Raw genomic sequence first — 25,195 nt, 5'->3', positions numbered from 1 at the left:
TCCCCTGACGGCCTGCCCGCCAGGCTCAGCGCTGCGGCATGTCCTTCACCGAGTACCCCAGGCTCACCGTGGCATCGTCAGGAATAGCGGGCATGGACACATTCCAGGCCTCCCACGCGGCGCGCATGGCCTGCAGGCGCTCGGGCTCCACGGGCGCGCGGTTGGCACGCTCGCGTTCATCGTCGGCCAGGTTGAACAGGTAGTCGTTGCCATCCACGCGCAGGTACTTCCACACGCCCTGGCGCATGGCGCGCTGGCCCCGGTGGTTCATGCGCCAGAACAGCGGGGGCTCGTCGATCACGTTGGCATCGCGCAGCAGCGACATCAGCGAGCGGCCGTCCAGTGGGTAGTCCACATGCGCGCCGGCCCCTGCGGCGTCGAGCATGGTGGCCGACCAGTCCATGGTCATGCAGGTCTGCGCGCTCACGCCGCCAGGGGCGATCACCGCAGGCCAGTGGGCAATCCAGGGCACGCGGATGCCGCCTTCGGTCAGGTCCATCTTGCCGCCGACCAGCGGCCAGTTGTCCGAGAAGCGCTCGCCACCGTTGTCGCTGGTGAACACCACCAGCGTGTCGCGCGCAAGGCCCTTTGCCTCCAGCAGCGCCATGATGCGGCCGATGCCCTCGTCCATGTGGTGGATCATGCGGCGGTAGGTCTCGATGTTGCCGCCGTGCAGATGAAACAGGTTGCCCTTGACCTCCTGCGCCAGCGCCTCGTCATCACGCGTCTCCCACGGCCAGTGGGGCGCGGTGTAGTGCAGGCTCAAGAAGAACGGCGTGCCCGCCTGCGCGCCCGGCGCCATGCGCTGCACGTAGTCGAGTGCGTGGTCGGTGATGAGGTCGGTGAGGTAGCCGTCCTGCTGCTTTTCCTCCTCGCCCAGGTACAGGTCGTGCGTGCCGTTGGAGCTGCAGTGGGTGAAGTAGTCCACCCCGCCCGACATGGGGCCGAAGAACTCCTCGTAGCCCGAGCGCAGCGGCCCGAACGCGGGCGGGTAGCCCAGGTGCCACTTGCCCATCAGCGCCGTGCGGTAGCCTGCTGCGCGCAGCAGCGAGGGCAGCGTGGGGTGCTCGGGCGGCAGGCCCAGGGTGGTGCTGCCCCGGCTCTTGCTGTTGATGGGTTCCTCGGCCGCGCCGCGCAGGCGGTACTGGTAGCGCGCCGTCATCAGCGCAAAGCGCGTGGGCGAACAGACGGGGGAATTGGAATAACCCTGTGTGAGCTTGAGGCCGTTGGCCGCCAGCTGGTCAAGCACCGGCGACACGGGGCCAAACGCCGCGTCGCGCCCACCGTAGCAGCCCAGGTCGGCATAGCCGAGGTCGTCGGCGACGATGAAGATGATGTTGGGGCGGGGTGGTAGGGTCATCTCGAAATCCAGTTTCACTCAACATGGCGCGCAGTCTTCGCGACAGGCGCGGCCGAGGCGGGGGCGGCAAGCAAGGGCAGCGCCGCAGCGAGGCCGCCGTCCCCCTCCGGGGGAAGCGGCGCAGCCGCTCAGGGGGGCTTCCTTGCTATGGTTTGAAGCCCGAGCGCTGCACGACCGGCGCCCATTGCGCGCGGTAGGCCTTGAGCATGGCCTCGGTTTGCGCCATGGTCGCCACCACGGGCTCCATCTTGGCAGTCTCGAACTTGCGCTGCGTGTCCGGGTCCTTCATCACCTCCACGATCAAACCGGACAAACGTTCGGCCTGGGCCTTGGGCATGCTCATCGGGGCAAAGAAGGTGTTCCAGCCGGTGGCGGCCAGGTCCATGCCGCTTTCCTTGAAGGTGGGAATCTTTGCATCGAGCGGGCTGCGCTTGGCGCTCGACACGGCCAGGATGCGGATCTTGCCGGCCTCGTGCTGGGGCAGCAGGCTGTCAAACGTGTCGAACGCCACGGGCACCTGGCCCCCCAGCAGGTCGTTGAGCAGCGGCGCGGAGCCCCGATAGCCCACCACCTCGGCGCGCACCTTGGCGGCGTCGCCCACCATCAGGCCAAAAAAGTGCGGCAGGCTGCCCGTGGCAGGCACGCCGAAGTTGGCTTTGTCGGGGTTGGCGCGCAGCCACGCCATGAGGTGAGGCAGTTCCTTGACCGGCACGGCACTGCCCACGGCCACGCCAAATTCGTAGCTGTTGACATGGCTCACGGGGCGGAAGTCGCGCTCCGGGTCGTAGCCCGCATCGGGGAACACCAGGGGTGCTACCAGCATCACGGCGGGGTTGGCCAGCAGCAGCGTGGGCTGGTTGGCGGGCGCGGCTTTGACAGCCTGGGCCGACAGGCGGCCGCCCGCGCCGGTCTTGTTCTCCACGATCACGGGCGTACCGAGCTTGCTGCCCAGCTTGTCGGCCACGATGCGGGCCACGCGGTCGGTGGCGCCGCCGGGGGCGTAGCCCACCACGATGCGCAGCGGGGTGTCCTGGGCCTGACACAAAGAGGCAGCAAGTGCCAGCGTGGTGGCGACTAAGGATTCAACGAGTTTCCACATGGAAGGGCTCCGGTGCGAGATTCAAAAAATGCCTCGATGGGCACGATCAGATGAGTGGATCCACTGTAGGAGGCACACAATCAATTGATCTAAACAATTCTCGCCCGGAAATACCCTGATGCCCGATATAGATCCGGTCCCCGTTCGCTCAACCCTCACCGGCGACGGCCTGATCCATCCAACGACAGCCCATGACCTGCTGATGTATCGCCTCCACCGCCTGCTCGCCGTGGCCGGCAGCCTGGTAGTAAGGCTGTGCGAGGGGGGTTACGGCATCACCCGTCGGGAATGGGGGTTGCTCATGGTGCTCGCGCAACAGCCAGGTCTGCCGCCCGCAGCACTCGCCGAACACTTGGGACTGGACCGCGCTCGAACATCGCGCGCCATCACCTCATTGCTGAACAAACAACTTATCACTCGCAGCACCGTGCCTGGGGACCGGCGCCACGCCATGTTGTTTCTGACACCTGCAGGACTGTCGCTCCACGACGAACTTTTCCCGCAAATCAGGGCACTGAACCAGGATCTACTGTCTCAGCTGACACCCGGAGCGGTACGAGCGCTGGATCAGGCACTGGCCGCCATGCAACAGCAAGCGGGGGCTCTGGTCGCAACGCGCACCGATCTCCCGAGAACTTACCGGCTCAGAGGCGGCCGACAGCAACTTTCGCGTGGCGGTCAAGAATCCAAGTGAACTCGCCGCCCAACACCAGGCTCGTGCCTCATGGCCACCCCTCACTTTTCGGTGGTCGAGTACACCTCAAGTAGACGATCCAAATCGGACCGTAGCATTCCATTGGGGTCAATTGCGGCGTCCTTGGGCGAAGACCGCACGCCCGAGGCAATCACACCCGAGGTCACATCGGTGATGGATATCTGGACTTGGTAAAGGTTGCTGTTATTCGCGTATTCCTTGGTGGACGCGCAAACGGGTTCACCAGGGTCTGCGAAATAAATCACTGCTGCATCTGTGGCACGCTTGGGCGTACGCAGGTAGCTGGCGTACAACGAAGCCGGCACCGGGGCTTTTTCTGAGCCATTGACGTAATAAGACTCCTCCCAGTCATCGTTTTGCACCACGAGGTTGTATTTGAGCGAGCTGACTTTCAACATCGGATCGCGACCATTGCCAATCGACTCCGCAAATACGTAAAGAATCTTTGTTCCCCGATACAGCACACCGTCAGTGCCAACGATGGTGCAAGCAACAGCATCCAAGTTGGTTGCGGAGTGCACGCCACCAGAGCTGATGTTCTTCAAATCAGCTTGTGCGACGCCAGCAGCCAGCAAAAAACTGCCAACAATCAAGCATTTTTTCAACATACCCTCTCCTCTCCTTTAAAAAACTGGTGTGCCATTGTGCGTACCGTTCTTCACATCCACTCGAGGACGAAGCCGTACATGGCGTTACGTATGCAGCGAAAAATAACAGAACAGATACAAATGTCTACCCAAATCTGTGTATTTCGCCTTGCGTCCTGCGGCCTTGTGTGGGGTTGTCCAGCGCCTCATCAGCGCCTTAGCCTGCGAAAAGCACATTGAGACAGTCTGCGCGACGTCCTTCACAATGCTCCGGATTGAGGCACTCCTGATTGCGCCTCCTTGAAGTACGTCAATACCTCCAAAGCCCATGCCATCTCCCTCGACATCGTTGTGGAGCCCCTTGCGCCAACCCGCGTTCAGGGGCCTGTGGATTTGCGGCGGCATCTTTTTTGTGGGCAGCGGCATGCAGAGCATGGCGGCGGCCTGGCTCATGGTGGAACTCACGGGTTCGTCGTTCCTGGCTGCTCTGGTGCAGACGGCGGTGTTCATGCCCATGTTTTTGCTGGCCCTCCCTGCCGGCGTGCTGGCGGACACGACCGACCGGCGCCGGTTGATATCGGGCGCACTGCTGGCGCAGGCCGGGGCGTGCGCCTTGCTCACGCTGCTGACGCTGGGGGGCTGGAGTGGCCCGGCGTCGGTGCTGTTTCTGGTGTTCATCTGCGGGTGCTGCACGGCAGTGCTCACACCCGCGTGGAACTCGTCGGTCATCGACCCCGTGCCGCGCGACGAATGGCCCCAGGCCATCACCGCCGTGAGCATTGCCTACAACGCCGCGCGCGCTGTGGGGCCCACGATGGCGGGCCTGGTGTTTGCGCAGCTGGGCGCGGGCTGGGTCTTTGCCGTCACGGTGACCACCACGCTGGTGATGTGGGAGTCCATCCGCCGCTGGCCGCCCAAGGCGCACCCGCCCTCCAAGCTGCCCGCCGAACGCCTGTGGGGCGGCACCCTGAGCGGCCTGCGCTTTGCCTGGCACTCGCGCATGATCCTCGCGCAACTCGTGCGCGTGATGGCCTTCAGCGCAGCGGGCTCGGCCCTGTGGGCGCTGCTGCCGGTGATTGCGCAGCGCCAGCTCGGCACAGGTGCACAGGGTTTTGGTCTGCTCATGGGCTGCCTGGGCACGGGCGCCGTGGCGGTCGGCCTGGTGCTGGGGCGGCTGCGCGCGCGCTTTGGACTGGAGGCCATCGTCGGCGCCGGTGGTGTGGTGTTTGCGGTGGCCATGCTGGTGGCGGCGCTGACCCACATTGCCTGGGTGGTCTACATCGCCATGCTGTTCGCGGGCGCTGCCTGGATGTCGGCCATGTCCACCTTCAACACCGCCACGCAGGCCAGCGCCCCGCAGTGGGTGCGCTCGCGCGCCGTGGCCATGCACATGGTGGCGGCGCTGGGCGCGTTTGCGATGGGCTCGGCCTTCTGGGGCGCCTCCTCGGACCTGATCGGACTCATGCCCACCCTGTGTGTGGCCGCAGCGCTGATGGGCGCGGGCCTGCTGCTGGCCCGCCCCATGCCGCTGCGCATGGGCGCGCTGCACGAGGTGACCCAGGCCACGCCCTGGGACGAACTTTTCATCGAGGCCGAGCCCCTACCCGAGGCGGGCCCCGTGGCCGTGGAAGTGGGCTACCGCATTGCCCCCGGCACCGACGCTGCCTTCCTCGACACCATCAGCCGCATGAAGGCCCCGCGCCGCCGCGACGGCGCCACCTTCTGGCGCATCTACAAGGACCTGGGCGAGCCATCGCGCTATGTGGAGCGCTTCATCGTCGAGTCCTGGGCCGACTACTTGCACCAGCGCGCCCGCGCCACCATGGCCGACCAAGCCCTGGAGACCGAAGTGCGTGCGTTTTTGGCGCCGGGCGAAGTCGTGCGGATGTCGCACTACATTGCAGAGCGATAGACGCCCTTGAGCCGACCCGTCGTGGTTTCGGCTTGATGCGCGTCAATTTTCGCAGCCGGATCGGGTGCCGAGGCCGGCGGTCTGCCTGCGACAATCGCACCATGACCTTCGCCCCCCTTGCCAACGACACCTTCCTGCGTGCCTGCCGCCGCCAGGCCACCGACTACACGCCCCTGTGGCTCATGCGCCAGGCGGGGCGCTATCTGCCGGAGTACAAGGCCACGCGCGCCCAGGCGGGCAGCTTCATGGGCCTGGCTACCAATGTCCAGTACGCCACCGAAGTGACCTTGCAGCCGCTGGAGCGTTTCCCACTCGACGCCGCCATCCTGTTCAGTGACATCCTGACCGTGCCCGACGCCATGGGCCTGGGCCTGTCCTTTGCCGAGGGCGAAGGCCCGCGCTTTGCCAAAGTTGTGCGCGACGAAGCGGCCGTGGCCGAACTGGCCGTGCCCGATATGGACAAGCTGCGCTACGTGTTCGACGCCGTCACCAGCATCCGCAAGGCCCTCAATGGGCGTGTTCCTTTGATTGGCTTCTCGGGCAGCCCCTGGACACTGGCCTGCTACATGGTCGAGGGCAAGGGATCGGACGACTACCGCCTGGTCAAGAGCCTGATGTACGCGCGCCCCGACCTGATGCACCGCATCCTGGCCATCAATGCCGACAGCGTGGCCGCATACCTCAACGCCCAGATCGACGCGGGCGCACAGGCCGTAATGATTTTTGACAGCTGGGGCGGCGTGCTGGCCGACGGTGCCTTCCAGGAGTTCAGCCTGGCTTACACCAAGCGCGTGCTGGCACAGCTCAAGCGCACCGGCGTGGATGGCACCGATGTGCCGCGCATTGTCTTCACCAAGGGCGGTGGCATCTGGCTGGAGGACATGAAAGACATCGACTGCGAGGTGCTGGGCCTGGACTGGACGGCCAACTTGGGCAAGGCGCGCGCCATCGTCGGCGGCCAGGTGGGCGGCCCCGGCAAGGCGCTGCAGGGCAACATCGACCCCAACGTGCTGTTTGCGCCGCCTGCGCAGATCGTCACCCAGGTGCATGCCGTGCTCGACAGCTTTGGCAAGCCCCACACCGACCGCAACACCACCGGCCCCACGCACATCTTCAACCTGGGCCACGGCATCAGCCAGTTCACCCCGCCCGAGCATGTGGCGGCATTGGTGGAGGCTGTGCACAGCCACTCGCGCGCGCAGCGCCAGGGCTGACACCCCGGGCGAGGCATCCAGACCGCCCGGCACACCGCGCAGGGACCAGGTGATGGCAACGGAACACCCCGTACCGCCGCCAGCGGAGTCCCCCACTGGCCCGCAGGCACTGCCCGCCTCGGCCCTGCAATCCCCACCCGGCGCGCTCGCAGACTGCGTGCGCGCCTTTTTCTGGCGCGACCTGGGCCGCCAGCCGCCCCACACCCCGACGGACACGCGCGTGCCGCCCAGCCCCTACCCCGGCATCATCTGGCTCACGCGGGGCACCGCCCAACTCGTGGAATGTGCGGGTGCGACCGCCACAGCGGCCATGCCGGCCATCACGCTGTCGGGCGCCCACCGACATCCGTACCACTCGGTCTCCTCCCGTGATGGTGATTCGTTCTGCCTGGCGTTCCAGCCCGGCGCGCTGGGGCTGCTCACCGGGCAGGACCTTGCGCCGCTGACCGACCGGGTCACGGACGCAACGACCTGGCTGCCCACAGCCTGGCACCCTTTCCTCGCGGCCGTCCACGCGGCGCCCGACCATGGGGTGCGCCAGGCGCTGTGCGTGGACTTCCTCACCCCACGCTGGGCGGCCGTGGCCGACCGGCATGCTGCCTGGTTGCAGGTGTTGCACCAGGCTTGGCAGCGCGGCGCACGCCAGGCCCTGGCCTCTGCGCTGGACTGGACGCCCCGGCACCTGCAGCGCCGCACCCGGCAGCTGGCGGGCCTGCGGCCTGGCGAGATCGAACGCATGCTGCGCGCCGAACATGCCCTGCTGGCCATGCGAGACGGCAACGCCGGTGCCCTCGATGCCGCGCTGCGCCATGGCTACGCCGACCAGGCGCATTTCAGCCGCGAGGTGCGCGCCCTGTTCGAAAAGCCCCCCGCAGCGCTGAAGGCCCACACCCAGCAGCCGGGCGACGATGCGGACTGGCTGCTGCGGCGCAGTTGAAGCCGCCGCCCGCTGGGGACTGCCGATTACCGCTGGATCACCTGGGGCCGCTTGATCTTGGCCTGCAGCTGCAGGATGCCGTAGAGCAGCGCCTCGGCCGTGGGCGGGCAGCCGGGCACATACACATCCACGGGCACGATGCGGTCACAACCCCGCACCACCGAATAGCTGTAGTGGTAGTAGCCACCGCCGTTGGCGCATGAGCCCATGGAGATCACGTAGCGCGGCTCCGGCATCTGGTCGTAGACCTTACGGATGGCGGGCGCCATCTTGTTGGTCAGGGTGCCGGCGACGATCATCAGGTCGCTATGGCGGGGGCTGGAGCGCGGGATGATGCCAAACCGGTCCAGGTCGTAGTGCGCCATGGCGGCATGCATCATCTCGACCGCGCAGCACGTTAGGGCCTGCTAACCCCATTTTTGCCAGATGCGTTGCGAAGCAAGCGGGCCAGACGCAAGGCGCCAAACGAAGCTGGGGTGCTGCCCCAGCGAGGCTTGGCAACACAGCGGGTGGCCCGTTTGCCTCGCAACCCGAAGGGAAGGCCTCCCCCGCCACGCCACTCGTCGTTGCACTCCTAGTCAAGGCCCCGGCCTTGGCGTCGTCGCGCGCCTCGATTGGCGTGGCGGGGGAGGCCTTCGCACTGGCAAAAAAGGGGTTAGCAGGCCCTAAGCCCGAAGGTCATGAACCACAGGCTGTCGGTGCGTGCCGCCTGCACCACCTCATCCAGCCGGGCCAGCACAAAACCGTCGCGCTCCATGGTGGGCGCATCTGCCATGGGGGAAGAAGAGTAAGTAGCCATGGCGGCATCGTCGCCACAAGTCGCCGCGCCGTCTTGAAGCAAAGCGACATGGACCGCTGTGACACCGAGAACGCCAGACACTCCGGGCCCTGCGACAATCCCCGGGCATTTCGCAGCAGATCCGGCGTCCCCGCCAGCGCACTTATGCACAAAGTTGGAGCATCCTCGTACCCGGCGCGACTTCGTACGGCAACTTGCAAACAAACCTCATCACGACGCTAAGTGCTTGATTTATATGGCGTTAAATCCCCTGCTTTTTTGACAGGCAATCCAGCCAAAGCACGAATTGACAAGGACTTGCAGAGCAAACCCAAGGGATATCAACAAAGTTATCCACAGAAATTCTGAATTTCTTACAAATCCCCTGTCAAATCAAGCACTTGCAGGCCATATCGAAGAAACGCATGAACATGGACTCACGCCGCTAGCACAAAAAGGGGGCAACCTGTCCTCTTGACGAAGTCCTGCTGTCCGACTTATGCACACAAAACGTGATGCAGCGCAACATGGAGACGCTGAATCGGCTTAGCACAAAAATCCGGGGCAAATTTCTTCAGATGATTGATTCATAACGTTTTTTTTGGAGTGCTGTATTTCCGGGCAATCTGTTCGCAGCCAGCATTCATGCGGCTTGGGCGGGGGTCGGGACAGGATGTCAACAAAGTTATCCACAGAAATCCGGGATTACTCACACACCCACGGCAAATCAAGCACTTAGCCGCCAAAGCTCCAGATCACATCCACAACGCGCACTAAGCCTATTTCTCCTCCATAGCTCGTGTCTATGTCCCTCTCCCTCGTCCACGTTGCCCTGCAGACGCCATCGCACAGCGGAGTCGGCGACCTTCTGAGCTACGCGAGTGAGCGCCCGCTCTCACCGGGTACGCTGGTGCGGGTGCCCTTGGGCACGCGCGAGGTGCTGGGCGTGGTGTGGGACGCCGACGAAGCCCCCGGTGAGCTGCCCGATGGCGCCACGCTGCGTCCCATTGCAGGTGTGCTGGATGGCGTGGCGCCCCTGGATGCGTCCTGGCGCCGTCTGGTGGGGTTTGCAGCACGCTACTACCAGCGCGCCTTGGGCGAGGTGGCCCTGGCGGCCCTGCCCCCTCAACTGCGCGACCTGCGCCCCGAGCAGTTGGCACGGCGGCTGCGGCGCCCGGCCAAGGGCGCAGGAGATACCTCACGTACTATTGAAAACATAGCACTCAGCGCAGAACAAGAAAGCGCCAGGGCCCGAATTTCCTCAGAAAAAGGGCCTTTCCTGCTGTTTGGCAGCACCGGCAGTGGCAAGACCGAGGTGTACCTGCGTTGCGTGCAAGAGATGCTGGAAGCCGACCCCACCGCCCAGGCGCTGGTGATGGTGCCCGAGATCAACCTCACGCCCCAGCTGGAAGAGCGCTTTGCAGGCCGCTTCGCTCCGCGCTTCGGCCCCGGTGCCGTGGCGTCGCTGCACAGCGGCATGACCAACCCGCAACGCCTGGCCAGCTGGCTGGCCGCGCACAGCGGCAGCGCACGCATCGTGCTGGGCACGCGCATGGCGGTGTTCGCCAGCCTGCCCGGCCTAAAGCTCATCGTGGTGGATGAAGAGCACGACCCCAGCTACAAGCAGCAGGAGGGCGCGCGCTACTCCGCGCGCGACCTGGCCATCTGGCGCGGACGCGAGCAGGGCGCGAAGGTGATCCTGGGCTCCGCCACGCCGTCGCTGGAGAGCTGGTACGCCAGCCGTCCGGCCACGGCCGAAGACCCAGAAGGTGGCCGCTACGTGCGGCTGCACATGCCCAGCCGCATTGGCGCCGGTGCCCTGGCCCGTGTGCGCCGGGTGGACATGAACCAGCAGCCCCGCCGCACCGTGTTCAGCGCGCCGCTGCTGCAGGCCATTACCGAACGCGTGGCGCGTGGCGAGCAGAGCATGATCTTGCTGAACCGCCGGGGCTACGCGCCCGTGCTGCACTGCGTGGACTGCGGCTGGAAGAGCGACTGCCCGCACTGCAGCGCGCACCAGGTGTTCCACAAGACCGACCGTACCCTGCGCTGCCACCACTGCGGCTACACGGTGCGCGTGCCGTTTCATTGCCCGGCCTGCGGCAGCCCCGACATCCACCCCATGGGCAAGGGCACCGAGCAGCTGGAGGAGCAGCTCGGCACGCTGCTGCGGGAGGTGCTGCGGCCCGACCGCACGCCCGCCCGCATTGCACGCATCGACGCCGACACCACCAAGGCCAAGGGCGCGCTGGAGGCCCAGCTGGCGCAGGTGCATTCTGGCGAGGTCGATGTGCTGGTGGGAACGCAGATGATTGCCAAGGGGCACGACTTTCGGCGCATCACGCTGGTGGCTGCGGTGCAGCCCGACGGCGCACTGTTCAGCAGCGACTTCCGCGCCGCCGAGCGGCTGTTTGCACTGCTGATGCAGGCAGCGGGCCGCGCCGGGCGCGACGCCGCCTACATGGCCGCACAAGCGGTGCATGGCACGCAGCCCGAGATGTGGGTGCAGAGCTTTCACCCCCAGCACGCCGTATTCGAGGCACTGCGCAAGCACGACTACGAAGCTTTTGCCGCCCAACAGCTCAAGGAGCGCGAAGAGGCCGCCATGCCCCCGTTCTCGTACCAGGCGCTGGTGCGAGCCGATGCGCGCACGCAGGAGGTGGCGCAGGGCTTTCTGACTGCGGCCACCGCTGCCGCCCACGCCGCGCAGTTGCCGGGTTTGCCCGATGGCACGGTGATCCTGTTCCCGCCTGTGCCGCTCACGATCCAGCGCGTCGCCAATGTGGAGCGCGCCCAGATGCTGATGGAAAGCAGCAGCCGCGCCACCCTGCAGCGCTTTCTGGCCGCATGGCAGCCGATATTGCAAGCCACGCGCAGCCAGCCGGAGCACAAGGGGCTGATCCGGTGGCTGGTGGATGTGGACCCGCTGGCGATCTGACCTACGTCAGCCTGGCAAACCGTCGTTGTACACCTTGATATAGCAGATACCGTTGGGCTGAAGCACGAGACCCACGGTACATTCCGGCGTAAAGCCTGTAGGTGGAAGCAATGTCAACCCGGTGATCACACTGACTCCCGTCACCCGCTGCGGGCGATCTGTCAGATTCTGAGCGGTGTAGATGTGGAAAAAATCCCCGAAGAACAGCTCCGTGCTGTGAGGAATGTTGGCAACACCGCCTGGCGGCTGATCCAGAGCGATCTCTACGGGCGCCGGCTCTGCAACCGCAGGACGATTCCAGAAGGCCGCAGACAAGGCTCCACAAGCTACAAGACCCAAAGCCCACATCTTCAGCACCCGCCGGTTCTGCGCGCGCATCGCGTAAAAGGCCACGGCAGCCAATACAACCGCCATGCCGATCAGGGCCCACTCGGACATCGTTGGCACATTCGAGGCCGCAAAGGGTGCATAGGAGACACTCCCCATGGATTGGGCTGCTGCCCCCTGCGCCACCAGCAATCCCAGGACCATCGCAGCAACAGACCTTGCACCCAACAAAACTCGCGTCATTCTGAATTCCCTCAATGTAAATCCACAATTGTTACAAGGGTTTATTGGCTCAGCAAGCAAGTTATTGCCATTCGCGCAAGCCATCATTTGCGCATTGCTTTCGTCCACAGGAGACAACGATGACCCCTGATCACTTCACCGAACTTCTCGCCCAGGAAGGTTTCGCTAAGCCCGTCCTTGTCGAGCGTGAAGCCAATGGATCCTGGGACGAGCACTCCCATCCTTTCGAGGCCAAGGCACTCATTCTTTCGGGGGAAATCCGCATCTGCACCGCGAACGGGTCAGAGCACACCTTCCGCAAGGGCGACGTGTTTCATCTGAAGGCCCATGAACCTCACTCGGAGTTCTACGGACCGACCGGCGTGTGCTATCTGGCGGGCCGTAAGGTCGGCATCTGAGCGCTTTGCCACAGTGGGGCTGGCCCCTCAGACGCCTGCACCGAGCGCGCTACCGCTAAAAACTTGCGTTCAACGGGCCTAGCCTCAATACTGCGGCCTTCAAACGGCACTCGTTGGCGCCCGAGTGCAAACCCGAGGGCCTTCCGTTGTAGCAAGGAGGTTGCTTCTCGCCTTGCGTCGCTCCTTATTGAGAAAGCCCAAGCCATGACAGCAACAATTGTTCGTGCACTCATTGTGTTGTCTCTTATGGCGGTGGGCGTCTCTGCAAGCGCCCAGAACCTCCTTGCCAATGGCAATTTTGAATCGGGGCTGGCAGGCTGGAATACATGGACGGCGCCGCCCGGCTTCTGGGACGGGGCCTGGATACACAGCAACGACTGCGATATCTGGGTCCCAACCGTGTGTCCTTTCGGTAGTGGCGGTATGTCCCATTCCCAGAAGAAGGGTAGCGGTGCTGGCAATGCACACGGGGGCCTTTTCCAAACTCTCGCTGTTACCCCTGGTCGTGTGTACAGACTTCGGGGGGTGTGGTCTGGGGGCGTGACCGGTAACGCGGCTGGCAACGCCAGCTGGTGGGAAGTTGTGGCTTACAACGGTGCTGTGGGGGCGGCGACCATCGACGCAGCTCCCGGTCCCACGGATGTGTTGATAGCCCGTCGCGAGGTATCAAATCTTGCGCTCAATGGCGTCTTTCAGTTTCAGTGGGAACCTTTTAGTGGCACTTTCACAGCCTCGTCTAACCAAGTAACCATTGCACTGAAGACTGGCAGCTTTTTCACCCTCGACGCAGCTGGCTACCACGATGACCTTGTGCTTGAGGAGGTGACGGCAGTCCCTGTCAACGCCTCCTGGGCTTTGATGACTCTCGCACTCGCTTTGTTCGCTACCGCCATGTGGCGGTACCGCAGCCACATGGCCCGCAAGTAGACTCCCTACTGATTTGAGGCAAAAACCCGGCTGGAGACTCCACAAGTCAGCCCCATACGTTGCGAGCCACTCCCCTTATGCTGTCAGGTCAGCAGCGCCACTGCGGCGGAGAAGCTCAGGAACGCCAGCGCAGTGGACACCAAAATGATGCGGGCCACCCGCCCGTTGTTGGCGCCGAATTTCTCGGCCAGCAGCGACACATTGCTGGCGCTGGGCAGCGCCGCCAGCAGCACCATCACCGTGAGCGCAAAGGGCGTGAGCGGTACCCCCAGCGCCATGGCCGCCGTGCCTGCGCTCCACACCAGCAGCGGGTGCACCAGCAGCTTGGCCAGCGCCACCGGCACGTAGTCCCGTGCAGGGACCTGCTCGTGCTGGTTCATCTGCGAGCGCGCCAGCACTGCGCCGATGGTGAACAGCGCGACGGGCGAGGCCGCGTCGGCCAGCATGGCGATGGTCTTGTCCACCGGGACCGGCAACTTGAACTGCAGCGCCGACGCCAGCGCACCCAGCGCAATCGACCAGGGCATGGGGTTGGTGGCCATGCCCCTGAAAGCGCTTTTCAGCGCCACGCCCACGCCGTGGGTGCCCGCCCCGTCCAGGCGCGAGAGCGCAATACACAGTGAACTGGTGATGACCATGTCCACCACAATGGTGACGATGGCAGGGCCCGCGCTCTGGGCACCCAACAGGGCCACCAGCAGCGGCACACCCATGAAGCCCGTGTTCGGGAAGGCGGCCACCAGCGCACCAAAGGCCGCGTCGTTCCAGCCGATGCGCGCGTTGCGCGTAAGCGCCACCGTGGCGCCCACCATGACCAGCGCACACAGCACATACACGCCTGCCACGGCCGGGTCCAGCAGTTGGTGGATGGGTGTGCTGGCGCCAAAACGGTACAACATGCATGGCAGAGCAAAGTACAGCACGAAGGCGTTGAGCCCCGGGATGGCAGGTTGCGGCAGCACGCCGCGCCGTGCGGCGAGGTAGCCACAGAGCACGAGCGCAAAGAAGGGGAAGGTGACGAGCAGGACGGACAGCACAGCCCGATTGTCCTTGTTGCGCCAGCAGCCAGGGTCTGCGGCGCCCGGGGTGGTCAGCGCAAAGTCAGGTGGGTGGGCTCGCGGGTGGCGAGCGCAGACATCCGCTTTTTGTTATTGCTTGCGCTGAATGATGAGGTTGCGCTTGGCATCCTCCGGGTAGGCAAAGGTGATGGCGCCGTTCTTGACCATGCCCATGACCAGCATGTTGCGCGTGATCGCGTCCTTGTCCTGCGCGCTGAAGGGCTTGTCGTAGGTGGTGACCACGCCGTAGTAGGTCTTCATCTTGCCCTCCAGCGATTCTTTGATGGCCTTGCCGTTCAGGTTGCCGTCGCGGATGCCGAGGAATGAATACATCAGCAGATAGGTGGCGTCGTAGGCGTTGGCTGCCGCCATGGGCACAGCCACCTTGCCTTGGTACTTGCGGGTGTAGCTCGACAGGAACGATGCCCGGCGCTCGTTGCTGGGCTCGGCGATGAAGGTCTGCACCATGAGCGCACCCTCGGCCGCGTCCTTGGCGCCTTCGAGGAAAAACGGGAAGGACAGCGGCCACGGCCCCACCTGCGGCACCTTCCAGCCCAGCGCCTTCTTGCCGTTGGCAATGGTGGCGTTCTCCGGCCCCACGGTGTAGCTGTAGACCACGTTGGCGCCCGCGTTGCGCGCCGCAGTCAGCTCGGCCGTCAGGTCCTTCACCCCCAGGTCAAAACGCGCCACGTGCACGGGCTTGAGGTTCTTGGCCGCCAGCGCGGCCACCACGTCGTTGTAGCCGCCTTCGCCATAGCCGGTCTTGTCGGCAAAGATGGCGACCTTGTCCCAGCCGCGTTTGACGATGTCGTCCACCAGGAAGGGCGCCTGGATCGCGTCGCGCGCCTGCACGCGGAAGATGTAGCTGTCGGGCGCGGGATATTTGGCCGTCACGGCCGTGCCCGTGGCGCAGGGCACGATGAGCGGGCTTTTGGCGTCCTGGAACAGGTCGATGGCCTTGAGCGCCACGCCGGTGTTGCAAAAGCCAATGGTGGCGACGACCTTCTCGGCCAGCAGCTCCTGCGACACCTTGCGGCCCTGGTCGGGATCGGCCCTGTCGTCCTTGATGACCAGCTCCAGCGGGCGGCCCAGGTAGCCGCCCACGGCATTGATCTCGTCCACCGCCAGCTTGATGCCATTGAGCATGGGCACGCCAAAGTCGGCCGACGGCCCCGTGAACGGCCCCACCACGCCGATGCGCGCGGGGGCGTTGCCCCCCACCTGCGCATGAGCCACCCGTGGCAGCAACGCCGCACCCGCCAGCACACCGGCAGCCGCCAGGGCGGACCAGGCGGTCCATGCAGGCAGTGGCAACCGACGGCGGCCCGCCCGGGGTGCGGCGGCAGTCAGAGCGATGGAAGGCGGGGTGGCAGGGTTCATGGCGGTGCTCGGTTCACAACACTCCCCTCCCGACAAAGGGAAGGACTCGCCAACCAGTATCAAATTGTGAAAACAAAGCCCCTAGCGGGGTTTCCCGGAGCACAGGGCCCGCGCGCGGGTCCTGCAGCGGCCCCGTCAGCAGCCCGTCAGGCGCTGGTCGCGCATGGCGCGGCCGCCGATACCCTCGCACCGCATCTGCCAGGGGCGCGCCGGTATCATTGCGCCCTTGCGCGGCACACCCCTCGGTTTGCACCCCGCGCCCGTGGCGCCCACCGCACCGCGCCCTGCCCGGTTTCCGCCCTCCGCCTCTTCCTGCCCTCACCCTCTCCATGTCTGCCGGTCTCAATCTCGCCCAGCTCCAGGCTGTCCACTACACCGACGGGGCCTGTCTCGTGCTGGCAGGCGCGGGCTCGGGCAAGACACGGGTGATCACGATGAAGATCGCTCACATGATCGAAAAGGGCATGGACCCAAAACGCATCGCGGCCATCACCTTCACCAACAAGGCCGCCGCCGAAATGCGCGAGCGCGCCAAGGGTCTGATCGGCCGGCGCGCCAAGGATGTGCTGGTGTGCACCTTCCACGCGCTGGGCGTGCGCATGGTGCGCGAGGACGGCCATGTGCTGGGCCTCAAACCCCAGTTCAGCATCCTCGACGCTGATGACGTGACGGGTATCCTGAAAGAAGCCTCGGGTGGCACCACCGACATGGCCACGGCGCGCCAGTGGCAGTGGGTGATCAGCAAGTGGAAGAACATGGGCCTGACCTCCGAACAGGCCCTGGCCCAGGCGGCGGACGACAACGAACGCATCATCGCCACGCTGATGGCCCGGTATGAAGAGCGCCTGGCGGCCTACCAGAGCGTGGACTTTGACGACCTGATCGGCATGCCGCTGCGGCTGCTGCGCGACTTCCCGGAGGTGCGTGCCAAGTGGCAGGCGGCCCTGGGCCATGTGCTGGTGGACGAGTACCAGGACACCAACGCCACGCAGTACGAGCTGCTCAAGCTGCTGGTGGGCGAAAAGGGACATTTCACCGCTGTGGGCGACGACGACCAGTCCATCTACGGCTGGCGCGGCGCCACGCTGGACAACCTCAAGAAGTTGCCGGTGGACTACCCCCACCTCAAGGTCATCAAGCTGGAGCAGAACTACCGCTCCACCAGCGCCATCCTGCGTGCGGCCAACAACGTGATCGGGCCCAACCCCAAGCTGTTCCCGAAAACCCTGTTCAGCGAACTGGGCGAGGGCGAGCCGGTGCGTGTGGTCGATGCCGACAACGAGGAGCACGAAGCCGAGCGCGCCGTGGCCCGCATCCAGAGCCTGCGCGCGGCCAGCAACCCGCCGCCGGACTGGAAGAGCTTCGCCATCCTGTACCGCGCCAACCACCAGGCCAAGCCGTTCGAGAAGGCACTGCGCAAGGCCAACATTCCCTACAAGGTCTCGGGCGGCACGAGCTTCTTTGACCGCGCCGAAATCAAGGACCTGTGCGCCTGGTTCCGGCTGTGGATCAACAACGACGACGACCCGGCGTTTTTGCGCGCCATCACCACGCCCAAGCGTGGCATCGGCCACACCACGCTGGCATCGCTGGGGGCCTTTGCCACCCAGCACAAGCAGAGCATGTTCGGCGCGCTGTTCAACGGCATGCTGCCTGCCGCTGTGCCCAAGCGCGCCATGGACGGCCTGCACGAGTTTGGCCGCTACATCAATTACCTGGAGTACAGCGCCCGCCGCACCCATGGTGCCGAGGAGGCCCGCGCCTTTTTGAACGAATGGCTCAAGGAAATTGGCTACGAGCAGCACCTGTACGACAACGAAGACAGCGAAAAAGTGGCGGCCGCCCGCTGGAGCAACGTGATGGAGTTCTGCGACTGGATGGCCCAGCGCGCGGGCGGGCAGATCGACGACACCGCTGGCGCCGTGGTGGCCAAGGAGACCAAGAGCCTGCTGGAGGTGTCGCAGACCATTGCGCTGCTGTCCACCATCAGCGAGCGCGAGCAGGAGCAGGACATGGTCACGCTCTCCACCCTGCACGCCAGCAAGGGGCTGGAGTGGCCCCACGTGGTGCTGGTGGGCGTGACCGAAGGCATGCTGCCCTTCAAGCTCGATGACGACGAAGGCCGCCAGCAGAAGGTGACCGACGATGTGCTGCAGCGCCTGCAGGAAGAGCGCCGCCTGATGTACGTGGGCATCACCCGCGCCCAGCGCACCCTGGCCGTGAGCTGGACCAAGCGCCGCAAAAAAGGGCGCGAAATGGTGGCCGCACAACCGAGCCGCTTCATCGCCGAAATGGGCCTGGACAAGACCACCGCCCGCGAAGACCCGCGTGAAAAGCTCAAGGCCCTGCGCGCCGAATTTGCTGCCAAGGCCCAGGCCACCACTGCGGCCAACGCGGCTGCGGCCGCCAACCCGGCGCCCACTGCTTGAGAGGGCGTACGCGCATGGCACAACACCCCGCCACCGATATCACCCTACGCCCCACCCTGCCCCGTGGCCGCAGCGCCTGGCGCATTGCTGCGCTTTTGATAGCTATCAGCGCTTGTCCTACAAGCGCCATCAGCCAAAAAGGCCCACAATCCACAGCGGCATGCCCAGCGGCGGCAGAGATGGACCACCACCACCTGCAGGGCCAGTGGCGCGCCGAGCTGCAGGCCCCTGCGCCCGGAGACAAGCCCACCACGGCCACGCTGCAACTGGGCCCGCACCCGGAGCTGGCACAGAGCGTGCGTGGCACCGTGGTGCGCAGCGGCACCACGGTCCAGGTCAGTGGTGACGTCGACGGCGGCGACCTGACCCTGGAAGAATCGATCAACGGCACCAACATCAGTGCCACCTGGACAGGCCAGGTGGTCGATGGAAGTTGCGGCAAGGAAATACGCGGAACATGGAACAACGCCCACCCCACCCCCACCACGCCGTCAGCACCGTTTGTGCTGCGCAAACAGGCGGCTTGGCAATGAGCGCCATTGCGCGGGGCACCCCCGCGTCCCGTCTGCACCGCCCGCTGGCCTTGCTGCTCGCAGCCCTGGCCCCGGCCGGCGCGGCGCTGGCGCAATCAGCCGCAGCCACCGGCGCCGCGACAGGGACCGACGCTGCCCTGCGCCGCTGCACCGCCCTGTCCAGCGACAACCAGGCGCGCCTGGCCTGCTTTGACGCCTGGGCGGCCGAACAGGCCCAGGCCGCTCCTGCAAGAGCGCAGTCCTGGCAAGCCCCTGCTGCTTCGGCGTCGGCCAGTGCCAGCGGCGCAAGCTCTTCGTCGGCCGTGCCCCCGCCGGTAGACGCCACGCTGCCTGCCACCCGCATCATCGATGTGGCGCGCACCGAAGGCTGCCGCGACCCGCAGTACAGCGATCTCTCCCGCTTCTGGGAGCTGGAAACGGGCACGGACTGCGGCACGTTCAGCTTCCGGGGCTACCGCCCGATCACGGTGTCGGTGGTGGCGTCGAGCAGCGTGAACCGCCAGCCCGCGTCGGATGCCGACGGCAACTCGGCCACCGACTCGACCCCGTACCGCCGAACCGAAAACCGCATCCAGCTGTCCGTGCGCACGAAGATTGCGCAGGGCCTGCTGACCCAGGGCCACCCCACGCTCAAGGACTCGCTCTGGTTTGGCTACACGCAGCAGTCGTACTGGCAGCTGTTCACCCCCGAGATCTCGCGCCCCTTCCGCGCCACCGACCACGAGCCCGAGCTGATGTACGTGTACCCCACCACGGCACAACTGCCGTTTGGCTGGAAGTGGCGCTACAGCGGCATCGGCCTGGTGCACCAGTCCAACGGCCAGAGCAAGCCGCTGTCGCGCAGCTGGAACCGCGCCTACCTGATGACCGGCATCGAACTGGACAACCGCTTTAGCGTGAACGCCCGCATCTGGAAGCGCATCCCCGAAAGCGCAGGCAGCGACGACAACCCGGGCATCAGCGACTACATCGGCCGGGGCGAACTGTCGCTGCTGTGGAACGTGAACAAGGACAACACCCTGGGCGCCACGGTGCGCCACACGCTGGCCAGCAGTGACCGGGGCTCGGTGCGTGTGGAATGGCTGCAGGCCCTGGGCACCGGCCTGTTCGGCAGCAAGAGCAACCTGCGACTGCACACCTCGCTGTTCAGCGGCTACGGCGACAGCATGATCGACTACAACCGCAAGCGCACTGTGTTCAGTGTGGGGTTGAGTCTGGTGGATTTCTAGCAGAGACACCCCCCTGAGGCGCTGCGCGCCTTCCCCCCGCTCTCACATCGCTACGCGATGTGGGCAGGGGGACGCAGCCCTCGCTGCGGGGCGGCCCTTGCTTGGCTGCCCGCGCCTGGGGCCGCGCCAGTTGCATACGCCTTGGACGAAGCACCAGCCAGCAGTAGCCCAAGGCGGGGCGAAGGCCCTCACAACTCGTTACGACATCGTCCTCAAGTTTCTCCGGATGACGCCGACGCGCGGCCACAATGGCACGCGCACAGAAACCGGCGTGGCCCCCTGTGAGAGGCGCTCAATAAGAGCCCCTTTCCCACCGTTTTACCTGCCATTGCCTGCCGCGTGCCCCTCGACAATGCCGACAAAGAGGAACACACCCATGGACATGCAATACCAGCTCAAGGCAGGCAGCTATTACCTGTATGACATGCGCGAGGCGCCCAGCGCCGTCACGGGTGAACGCCGCTTCAAGCTCAAGACCGACACGGTGGCCATTGCGTTCGATGTGCACACGGGCGAGGTGCACCAGCACGGCAGCCCCACGCGCATCCAGTCCTGGGCCAACAACACGCGCCGCCGCCTGCGCGCTGCCGGTGCACAGGACGTGGCCAACGACATCGTGGTGGTGTCAGGCCCGCTGCCCGTGGACGAGCTCAACAAATGCCTGTGGGTGCGCGGCTATGTGCGCCGCATGTTCTCGCGCCTGGCCACCCTGCCCCATGGCAAGCTGCAGCGGCCCTCGGAGCCGTTTCGCAAGGCGGCCTGATCCGGGCAACCTCTCCCACACATTCCGATCGGGGCCGCGCACAGCGGCCCTTTTCCTTTGTCCTGTCTTTTTCTATCAGGGCGGGCGCCAAAGGGGTCAGGCTTCGGCGTCCTCGACCGCGTCGCTGTCCACCCCCTCCTGCACCTCGGCATGCTTGACGATGGTCACCGGCACCGGACTGGCATGGGCCACCTCCTGCGACACCGACCCGAGCAGCGCGCTGGTGATGGCGCCCTGCCCCTTGGCACCGATGATGACCATGTCGCAGCCCGAGCGCTCGATCATGTCCACCAGCGTGTGCGCCACATCGCCCACCCCCACATCGGTTTCGTAGGCCACCCCGGCGGCGTCGAGCAGCGCGCGCGCTGGCGCCATCAAATGCTGGCCCGCCTCCAGGCTGGCGGCGGCGATCAGGTCGGGGTCGCGGGTGGTCACCAGTTCGTACAGCGTGGCGGGCTCCTGCACGTTGGCCAGCACCATCGTGGCCTGGAGCCCCTGGCGCACCAGCGCCAGCGCGTGGTGCACGCCATCCAGGGAGAGTTCGGAGCCGTCCACGGCGATGAGGATCTTGAGCATGGGGTTCTCCTTGAGTGAGTACAGACCAGTGTAGCGACGCCATCGGCCAGCGCCAGTCCAATCCCTTGCGGCAGGTCAGCCCGGCCCGTCTGGGACAATGCGCCCCATCATGCTGCAGTTCGAACTCCTCAAAACCGACCCCTCCAGCCACGCACGCCGTGGCCAGCTCACGCTCAACCACGGCGTGGTGCAAACCCCCATCTTCATGCCCGTGGGCACCTATGGCACCGTCAAGGGCGTCATGCCGCGCAGCCTGCACGACATGGGCGCGCAGATCATCCTGGGCAACACCTTCCACTTGTGGATGCGCCCGGGCCTCGACGTGATGCAAAGCTTTGGCGGCCTGCACGGTTTTGAGAAGTGGGACAAGCCCATCCTCACCGACTCCGGCGGTTTCCAGGTCTGGAGCCTGGGCGCCATGCGCAAGATCACCGAAGAGGGCGTGACCTTTGCCAGCCCCGTGAATGGCGACAAGCTCTTCATGTCGCCCGAGGTGAGCATGCAGATCCAGACCACGCTCAACTCCGACATCGTGATGCAGCTCGACGAGTGCACGCCGTACGAGACCAAGGGCCACAAGACCACCGAGGCCGAAGCGCGCAAGAGCATGGAAATGAGCCTGCGCTGGGCAAGACGCAGCCAGGACGAATTCCACCGCCTGAACAATCCGAACGCGCTCTTTGGCATCGTGCAGGGTGGCATGTTCAAGAACCTGCGCCAGGAGTCTCTGGAGCGCCTGGTCGAGATGGACTTCCCCGGCTACGCCGTGGGTGGTGTGAGCGTGGGCGAGCCCAAGGACGAGATGCTGGACATCATGGCCCACACGCCCCACCGCCTGCCCGCGCACAAGCCCCGCTACCTGATGGGCGTGGGCACGCCCGAAGACCTGGTGCAGGGCGTGGCCGACGGTGTGGACATGTTCGACTGCGTGATGCCCACGCGCAACGCGCGCAACGGCACGATGTTCACGCGCTTTGGCGACCTGAAGATCCGCAACGCACGCCACAAGGCCGACCACAAGCCCGTGGACACCAGCTGCACCTGCTACGCCTGCGCAGGCAGCTCGGGCGTGTCGTGGGACGACGGCGGACGTGAAGGCTTCTCACGTGCCTACCTGCACCACCTGGACCGCTGCGGCGAAATGCTGGGCCCCATGCTCACCACCGTACACAACCTGCACTACTACCTGAACCTGATGCGCGAGGTGCGCGAGTCGCTGGAGGCCGGCACCTTCGCCCAGTTCCGCGCACAGTTCAAGGCCGACCGGGCGCGCGGCGTGTGAGCTGCGGATATGCCTCCCGCCAGAATGCTATGTTTTACATAGCACCTCAGGCATGATTCACTAGCGCATCGGGCCCAAATCATTCCAAAACTCCTGCGTCACCTGCTGCACTGGCCTCTGCGGGCCCTCACGGGCCTGGGCAGCGGCCTGCTGGCACTGCTGATCCTGTTCGAGGAATGGGGCTGGGAGCCTCTGCAGCGCCTGCTGGCGCGCATCGGCCGCTGGCCGGGGCTGCGCTGGATCGAAGGCTGGGTGCGCTCCCTGCCGCCCTGGGCTGCGGTGGCCTTGTTTGCGTTGCCTACGGCCTTGCTGCTGCCGATCAAGCTGCTGGCGCTCTGGGCCATCGGGCGCGGGCATGTGGTGCTGGGCATGCTCGTCATCGTGCTGGCCAAGGTGGTGGGCACGGCGGTGGTGGCGCGGCTGTTCACCCTCACGCAGCCTGCGCTCATGCAATTGCGCTGGTTTGCCTGGACCCACGCGCACTGGATGCAGCTCAAGCATGCCGTGCTGGAACGTGCCCGCGCCTCGTGGGCCTGGCGCGTGGCGCGGGTGATCCAGCGGCAGTGGAAGAAGCGGTGGCGCCAGCGCTGAGGAGCCCCCCCCCCGGAATCCACCCTGCGCCGCGCTGGCATCTGTCACCTGTCACTTCTTTCGGCCACCATACGGGGGGACGGAGACCACCCGATCTGATCCGCTCCAACAACTGCCATCACACGACCGCCACGCAGCGCCATGGGTTTACAGCTTGACCTCCCCACCGTCCTCCTGCTCTACAAGACCGCTCTGGTCGCCGGCGCGCTGAGCATCTTCCATGTCAGCCGGCATTCCTGCCGTCCGCAAGGGCTCCGGCCGCTGTCGGCGGCCTACCTGCTTCTGGCCGTCGGCGCCGAGCTGGCGGGCCAGGGCGAGTACCAGGTGCTGCCCCAGTGGCTGTGGACGCACACCAGCCTGCTGCTGGGCACGCTGGGCTACATGCTGGTCTGGGCCAGCGTGCGGACCCTGAGCGGGCGCCGGCGGGTTTCGTTGCCTCTGCTGGCGGCAGTGCCGGGCGGCTGGCTGGCGCTGGGCATCGCCACGCAGTTTCCGCTCGACAACCTGCTGCGCGCGGGCGCCTTCCACCTGACGGCCGCGCTGGCGCTGGCGGCGGCGGCCCACGAGGTCTGGCGCGACCGCCACACCGAGCCCCTGCCCTCGCGCGGGTTGCTGGCCGGGCTTTTGCTAATCAGTGCCGGCCTGTTTGCACTGCAGCTGTTTCTCATCGCGACGCACGCCACCAGCCCGCTGGGGTTTGCCCGTGCGTTCTACGCGCAGATGTTCTGCCATTTCGGCGTAGCGCTCATGGTGTCGTCCCTGTCCAACGAGCGGGCCGAGGTGCGGCTGCAAAAGGTGGCCCAGACGGACACGCTCACCGGCATCGGCAACCGCCGCTGGCTCATGTCCATGCTGCCGGCGCAGCTGCCAGTGGGTAGCGCCATCGCGCAGCTAGACCTGGACCACTTCAAGCACATCAACGATCGCTTTGGCCATGCGGCGGGCGACCGCGTGCTGCGGGCAGCGGCCGAGGCCCTGGGCGGCGAGTTGCGGGGGTCGGACCTGCTGGCCCGCTGGGGCGGGGAAGAGTTTCTGGTGTACCTGCCCGACGCAACGGCAGCGCATGCGGCGGCCGTGGCCCAGCGCCTGTGCAGCGCGGTGCAGAACATCCGTCTCACAGAAGCGGGGGAGGGCATCCCCGTGACCGTGAGCATCGGCATGGTCTGCGTGACTTCTGGCGGCGGCAACTGGGCCGAATGGCTGGGCGCCGCCGACCAGGCGCTGTACGACGCCAAACACGCAGGCCGCAACCGCGTGGTGGTGGCCGCAGGGCGCCGGGCCTGATCCCGGCCTGCCGCACAATCCCGCCCCATGCCTACCGCCCTCCAAGCCCCTTTGAATGAAGCGCTGGAACTGGCCTTCAACCTGGCCCCCGTCGGCATGTGCGTGACGCGCGAGCGCTGCATCGAGATCTGCAACGACGCCTTTGCCCGCATGTTTGGCTACGAACAGGCCGAGCTGCTGGACCAGCCGCTGGCGCCGCTGTATCCGTCGCTGGACGAATTCACCCACACCGGCAACCTGGGCCTGCCCGCCATGATGGACACCGGCAGCTACAGCGACGAGCGAGTGATGCGCCGCCGGGACGGCACGCTATTCTGGTGCCATGTGGTGGGCCGCGCGCTGGACCGCGCCCAACCGTTTGCGCGCGCGGTGTGGATGTTTGAAGACATCTCGCACCGCCGGGTGGTCAGCACCCCGCTCACGGTGCGTGAGCGCGAGGTGGCGCAGCACATCGTCACCGGTGCCACCAGCAAGCAGATTGCCCGCCACCTCCACATCAGCCACCGCACGGTGGAAGCCCACCGGGGGCGGATCATGCGCAAGCTGGGGGCCACCAGCACGGGCGAATTGGTGGCCCTGCTGTTGGGCATGCCCTGACACCGGGGACAATCGGGGCCCGCACGCCTTCGCTGCCG

23 protein-coding genes and 1 pseudogene are annotated in these 25,195 nt (G+C 65.7%); 15 read left to right on the top strand and 9 right to left on the bottom strand.

Going from position 1 to position 25,195, the window contains the following annotated elements; translation table 11 throughout:
- Positions 1-25 precede the first annotated feature (25 nt).
- Positions 26-1,360 carry a sulfatase gene (locus IB236_RS20845; RefSeq protein WP_192422067.1) on the bottom strand — a complete coding sequence of 445 codons (1,335 nt, stop codon included), beginning with the start codon at positions 1,358-1,360 and terminating at the stop codon, positions 26-28.
- A gap of 145 nt (positions 1,361-1,505) precedes the next feature.
- Complete coding sequence (locus IB236_RS20840) at positions 1,506-2,459, bottom strand: Bug family tripartite tricarboxylate transporter substrate binding protein (protein ID WP_056747959.1); 954 nt, start codon at positions 2,457-2,459, stop codon at positions 1,506-1,508.
- A 118-nt stretch (positions 2,460-2,577) separates the two neighbouring features.
- Here IB236_RS20840 and IB236_RS20835 point away from each other — a divergent pair, with 118 nt between their 5' ends.
- Positions 2,578-3,153, top strand: a complete 576-nt coding sequence (locus IB236_RS20835; protein WP_192422065.1) for a MarR family winged helix-turn-helix transcriptional regulator — start codon at positions 2,578-2,580, stop codon at positions 3,151-3,153.
- A 41-nt stretch (positions 3,154-3,194) separates the two neighbouring features.
- Here the strand turns inward: IB236_RS20835 and IB236_RS20830 are convergent, their stop codons facing one another.
- A complete protein-coding gene (locus IB236_RS20830) occupies positions 3,195-3,782 on the bottom strand; it encodes a hypothetical protein (protein WP_056747955.1) in 588 nt (195 codons plus the stop codon).
- 307 nt (positions 3,783-4,089) lie between these two features.
- On the opposite strand from IB236_RS20830, the gene IB236_RS20825 reads away from it, so the two are divergent.
- The 3 genes from IB236_RS20825 to IB236_RS20815 all read left to right on the top strand — a co-directional run bounded on the left by IB236_RS20825 (position 4,090) and on the right by IB236_RS20815 (position 7,824).
- Positions 4,090-5,673 carry an MFS transporter gene (locus tag IB236_RS20825; RefSeq protein ID WP_146872088.1) on the top strand — a complete coding sequence of 528 codons (1,584 nt, stop codon included), beginning with the start codon at positions 4,090-4,092 and terminating at the stop codon, positions 5,671-5,673.
- 101 nt (positions 5,674-5,774) lie between these two features.
- Complete coding sequence (gene hemE / locus IB236_RS20820) at positions 5,775-6,887, top strand: uroporphyrinogen decarboxylase (protein ID WP_146872087.1); 1,113 nt, start codon at positions 5,775-5,777, stop codon at positions 6,885-6,887.
- A 52-nt stretch (positions 6,888-6,939) separates the two neighbouring features.
- Positions 6,940-7,824 carry a helix-turn-helix transcriptional regulator gene (locus IB236_RS20815; RefSeq protein WP_192422063.1) on the top strand — a complete coding sequence of 295 codons (885 nt, stop codon included), beginning with the start codon at positions 6,940-6,942 and terminating at the stop codon, positions 7,822-7,824.
- A gap of 26 nt (positions 7,825-7,850) precedes the next feature.
- Here IB236_RS20815 and IB236_RS20810 read toward each other — a convergent pair.
- Together IB236_RS20810 and IB236_RS20805 are read right to left on the bottom strand one after the other, a co-directional pair.
- A pseudogene (locus IB236_RS20810) lies at positions 7,851-8,225 on the bottom strand (NADH-quinone oxidoreductase subunit B family protein); the annotation flags it as partial.
- A gap of 254 nt (positions 8,226-8,479) precedes the next feature.
- Positions 8,480-8,623, bottom strand: a complete 144-nt coding sequence (locus IB236_RS20805; protein ID WP_200938975.1) for a hypothetical protein — start codon at positions 8,621-8,623, stop codon at positions 8,480-8,482.
- Positions 8,624-9,407: 784 nt separating this feature from the next.
- Here IB236_RS20805 and priA point away from each other — a divergent pair.
- On the top strand, positions 9,408-11,540 hold the full coding sequence (gene priA / locus IB236_RS20800; protein WP_192422059.1) for a primosomal protein N': 2,133 nt from the start codon (positions 9,408-9,410) through the stop codon (positions 11,538-11,540).
- Between the two features lie 6 nt (positions 11,541-11,546).
- On the opposite strand, the gene IB236_RS20795 is transcribed toward priA, so the two are convergent.
- Positions 11,547-12,218: a midcut-by-XrtH protein gene (locus IB236_RS20795; protein ID WP_370539936.1), complete on the bottom strand. Its 672-nt coding sequence runs from the start codon at positions 12,216-12,218 to the stop codon at positions 11,547-11,549.
- An 11-nt stretch (positions 12,219-12,229) separates the two neighbouring features.
- Between IB236_RS20795 and IB236_RS20790 the strand changes: the two genes are divergently transcribed.
- Together IB236_RS20790 and IB236_RS20785 are read left to right on the top strand one after the other, a co-directional pair.
- Positions 12,230-12,508 carry a cupin domain-containing protein gene (locus tag IB236_RS20790; protein ID WP_192422056.1) on the top strand — a complete coding sequence of 93 codons (279 nt, stop codon included), beginning with the start codon at positions 12,230-12,232 and terminating at the stop codon, positions 12,506-12,508.
- A gap of 204 nt (positions 12,509-12,712) precedes the next feature.
- Positions 12,713-13,435, top strand: a complete 723-nt coding sequence (locus IB236_RS20785; protein WP_192422054.1) for a hypothetical protein — start codon at positions 12,713-12,715, stop codon at positions 13,433-13,435.
- A gap of 83 nt (positions 13,436-13,518) precedes the next feature.
- Here the strand turns inward: IB236_RS20785 and IB236_RS20780 are convergent, their stop codons facing one another.
- Positions 13,519-14,472 (bottom strand): AEC family transporter, encoded by a 954-nt coding sequence (locus tag IB236_RS20780; RefSeq protein ID WP_192422052.1) that lies wholly within the window; start codon positions 14,470-14,472, stop codon positions 13,519-13,521.
- Between the two features lie 111 nt (positions 14,473-14,583).
- Positions 14,584-15,873 (bottom strand): ABC transporter substrate-binding protein, encoded by a 1,290-nt coding sequence (locus IB236_RS20775; protein WP_192422050.1) that lies wholly within the window; start codon positions 15,871-15,873, stop codon positions 14,584-14,586.
- A 329-nt stretch (positions 15,874-16,202) separates the two neighbouring features.
- Here IB236_RS20775 and IB236_RS20770 point away from each other — a divergent pair, with 329 nt between their 5' ends.
- The 4 genes from IB236_RS20770 (at position 16,203) to IB236_RS20755 (ending at position 20,827) form a co-directional block, all read left to right on the top strand.
- On the top strand, positions 16,203-18,302 hold the full coding sequence (locus tag IB236_RS20770) for an ATP-dependent helicase (protein WP_056747936.1): 2,100 nt from the start codon (positions 16,203-16,205) through the stop codon (positions 18,300-18,302).
- 14 nt (positions 18,303-18,316) lie between these two features.
- On the top strand, positions 18,317-18,835 hold the full coding sequence (locus IB236_RS20765) for a hypothetical protein (protein WP_225581284.1): 519 nt from the start codon (positions 18,317-18,319) through the stop codon (positions 18,833-18,835).
- Positions 18,832-20,064 carry a phospholipase A gene (locus IB236_RS20760; RefSeq protein ID WP_192422049.1) on the top strand — a complete coding sequence of 411 codons (1,233 nt, stop codon included), beginning with the start codon at positions 18,832-18,834 and terminating at the stop codon, positions 20,062-20,064. Before IB236_RS20765 ends, IB236_RS20760 begins: the two co-directional genes overlap by 4 nt.
- A 376-nt stretch (positions 20,065-20,440) precedes the next feature.
- Positions 20,441-20,827 carry a hypothetical protein gene (locus IB236_RS20755; RefSeq protein ID WP_056065534.1) on the top strand — a complete coding sequence of 129 codons (387 nt, stop codon included), beginning with the start codon at positions 20,441-20,443 and terminating at the stop codon, positions 20,825-20,827.
- 96 nt (positions 20,828-20,923) lie between these two features.
- On the opposite strand, the gene IB236_RS20750 is transcribed toward IB236_RS20755, so the two are convergent.
- Positions 20,924-21,403: a universal stress protein gene (locus IB236_RS20750; protein ID WP_056065531.1), complete on the bottom strand. Its 480-nt coding sequence runs from the start codon at positions 21,401-21,403 to the stop codon at positions 20,924-20,926.
- 109 nt (positions 21,404-21,512) lie between these two features.
- On the opposite strand from IB236_RS20750, the gene tgt reads away from it, so the two are divergent.
- From tgt to IB236_RS20730, 4 genes are all read left to right on the top strand, one after another.
- Complete coding sequence (tgt, locus tag IB236_RS20745; RefSeq protein ID WP_192422047.1) at positions 21,513-22,685, top strand: tRNA guanosine(34) transglycosylase Tgt; 1,173 nt, start codon at positions 21,513-21,515, stop codon at positions 22,683-22,685.
- Between the two features lie 252 nt (positions 22,686-22,937).
- Complete coding sequence (locus IB236_RS20740) at positions 22,938-23,276, top strand: hypothetical protein (RefSeq protein WP_233250604.1); 339 nt, start codon at positions 22,938-22,940, stop codon at positions 23,274-23,276.
- A 141-nt stretch (positions 23,277-23,417) separates the two neighbouring features.
- Complete coding sequence (locus IB236_RS20735; RefSeq protein ID WP_192422045.1) at positions 23,418-24,560, top strand: diguanylate cyclase; 1,143 nt, start codon at positions 23,418-23,420, stop codon at positions 24,558-24,560.
- 27 nt (positions 24,561-24,587) lie between these two features.
- Positions 24,588-25,157 carry a PAS and helix-turn-helix domain-containing protein gene (locus IB236_RS20730; RefSeq protein WP_192422043.1) on the top strand — a complete coding sequence of 190 codons (570 nt, stop codon included), beginning with the start codon at positions 24,588-24,590 and terminating at the stop codon, positions 25,155-25,157.
- Positions 25,158-25,195: the final 38 nt, after the last annotated feature.

Source organism: Acidovorax sp. ACV02, from assembly GCF_014851475.1.
Classification (GTDB): Bacteria; Pseudomonadota; Gammaproteobacteria; order Burkholderiales; family Burkholderiaceae_C; genus Acidovorax; species Acidovorax delafieldii.
The sequence above is the reverse complement of the archived record's forward strand: the minus strand, read 5'-3'. Positions and strand labels throughout refer to the sequence as shown.

What these genes read in the sequence shown, in the direction of transcription:
- IB236_RS20770 (WP_056747936.1), top strand. Translation starts at nt 16,203, where the DNA reads ATGTCTGCCGGTCTCAATCTCGCCCAGCTCCAGGCTGTCCACTACACC.
- IB236_RS20735 (WP_192422045.1), top strand. Translation starts at nt 23,418, where the DNA reads ATGGGTTTACAGCTTGACCTCCCCACCGTCCTCCTGCTCTACAAGACC.
- IB236_RS20845 (WP_192422067.1), bottom strand. Translation starts at nt 1,360, where the DNA reads ATGACCCTACCACCCCGCCCCAACATCATCTTCATCGTCGCCGACGAC.
- IB236_RS20825 (WP_146872088.1), top strand. Translation starts at nt 4,090, where the DNA reads ATGCCATCTCCCTCGACATCGTTGTGGAGCCCCTTGCGCCAACCCGCG.
- IB236_RS20805 (WP_200938975.1), bottom strand. Translation starts at nt 8,623, where the DNA reads ATGGCTACTTACTCTTCTTCCCCCATGGCAGATGCGCCCACCATGGAG.
- IB236_RS20790 (WP_192422056.1), top strand. Translation starts at nt 12,230, where the DNA reads ATGACCCCTGATCACTTCACCGAACTTCTCGCCCAGGAAGGTTTCGCT.
- IB236_RS20785 (WP_192422054.1), top strand. Translation starts at nt 12,713, where the DNA reads ATGACAGCAACAATTGTTCGTGCACTCATTGTGTTGTCTCTTATGGCG.
- IB236_RS20775 (WP_192422050.1), bottom strand. Translation starts at nt 15,873, where the DNA reads ATGAACCCTGCCACCCCGCCTTCCATCGCTCTGACTGCCGCCGCACCC.
- IB236_RS20765 (WP_225581284.1), top strand. Translation starts at nt 18,317, where the DNA reads ATGGCACAACACCCCGCCACCGATATCACCCTACGCCCCACCCTGCCC.
- IB236_RS20760 (WP_192422049.1), top strand. Translation starts at nt 18,832, where the DNA reads ATGAGCGCCATTGCGCGGGGCACCCCCGCGTCCCGTCTGCACCGCCCG.
- tgt (WP_192422047.1), top strand. Translation starts at nt 21,513, where the DNA reads ATGCTGCAGTTCGAACTCCTCAAAACCGACCCCTCCAGCCACGCACGC.
- IB236_RS20755 (WP_056065534.1), top strand. Translation starts at nt 20,441, where the DNA reads ATGGACATGCAATACCAGCTCAAGGCAGGCAGCTATTACCTGTATGAC.
- hemE (WP_146872087.1), top strand. Translation starts at nt 5,775, where the DNA reads ATGACCTTCGCCCCCCTTGCCAACGACACCTTCCTGCGTGCCTGCCGC.
- IB236_RS20730 (WP_192422043.1), top strand. Translation starts at nt 24,588, where the DNA reads ATGCCTACCGCCCTCCAAGCCCCTTTGAATGAAGCGCTGGAACTGGCC.
- IB236_RS20750 (WP_056065531.1), bottom strand. Translation starts at nt 21,403, where the DNA reads ATGCTCAAGATCCTCATCGCCGTGGACGGCTCCGAACTCTCCCTGGAT.
- IB236_RS20830 (WP_056747955.1), bottom strand. Translation starts at nt 3,782, where the DNA reads ATGTTGAAAAAATGCTTGATTGTTGGCAGTTTTTTGCTGGCTGCTGGC.
- IB236_RS20840 (WP_056747959.1), bottom strand. Translation starts at nt 2,459, where the DNA reads ATGTGGAAACTCGTTGAATCCTTAGTCGCCACCACGCTGGCACTTGCT.
- priA (WP_192422059.1), top strand. Translation starts at nt 9,408, where the DNA reads ATGTCCCTCTCCCTCGTCCACGTTGCCCTGCAGACGCCATCGCACAGC.
- IB236_RS20815 (WP_192422063.1), top strand. Translation starts at nt 6,940, where the DNA reads ATGGCAACGGAACACCCCGTACCGCCGCCAGCGGAGTCCCCCACTGGC.
- IB236_RS20835 (WP_192422065.1), top strand. Translation starts at nt 2,578, where the DNA reads ATGCCCGATATAGATCCGGTCCCCGTTCGCTCAACCCTCACCGGCGAC.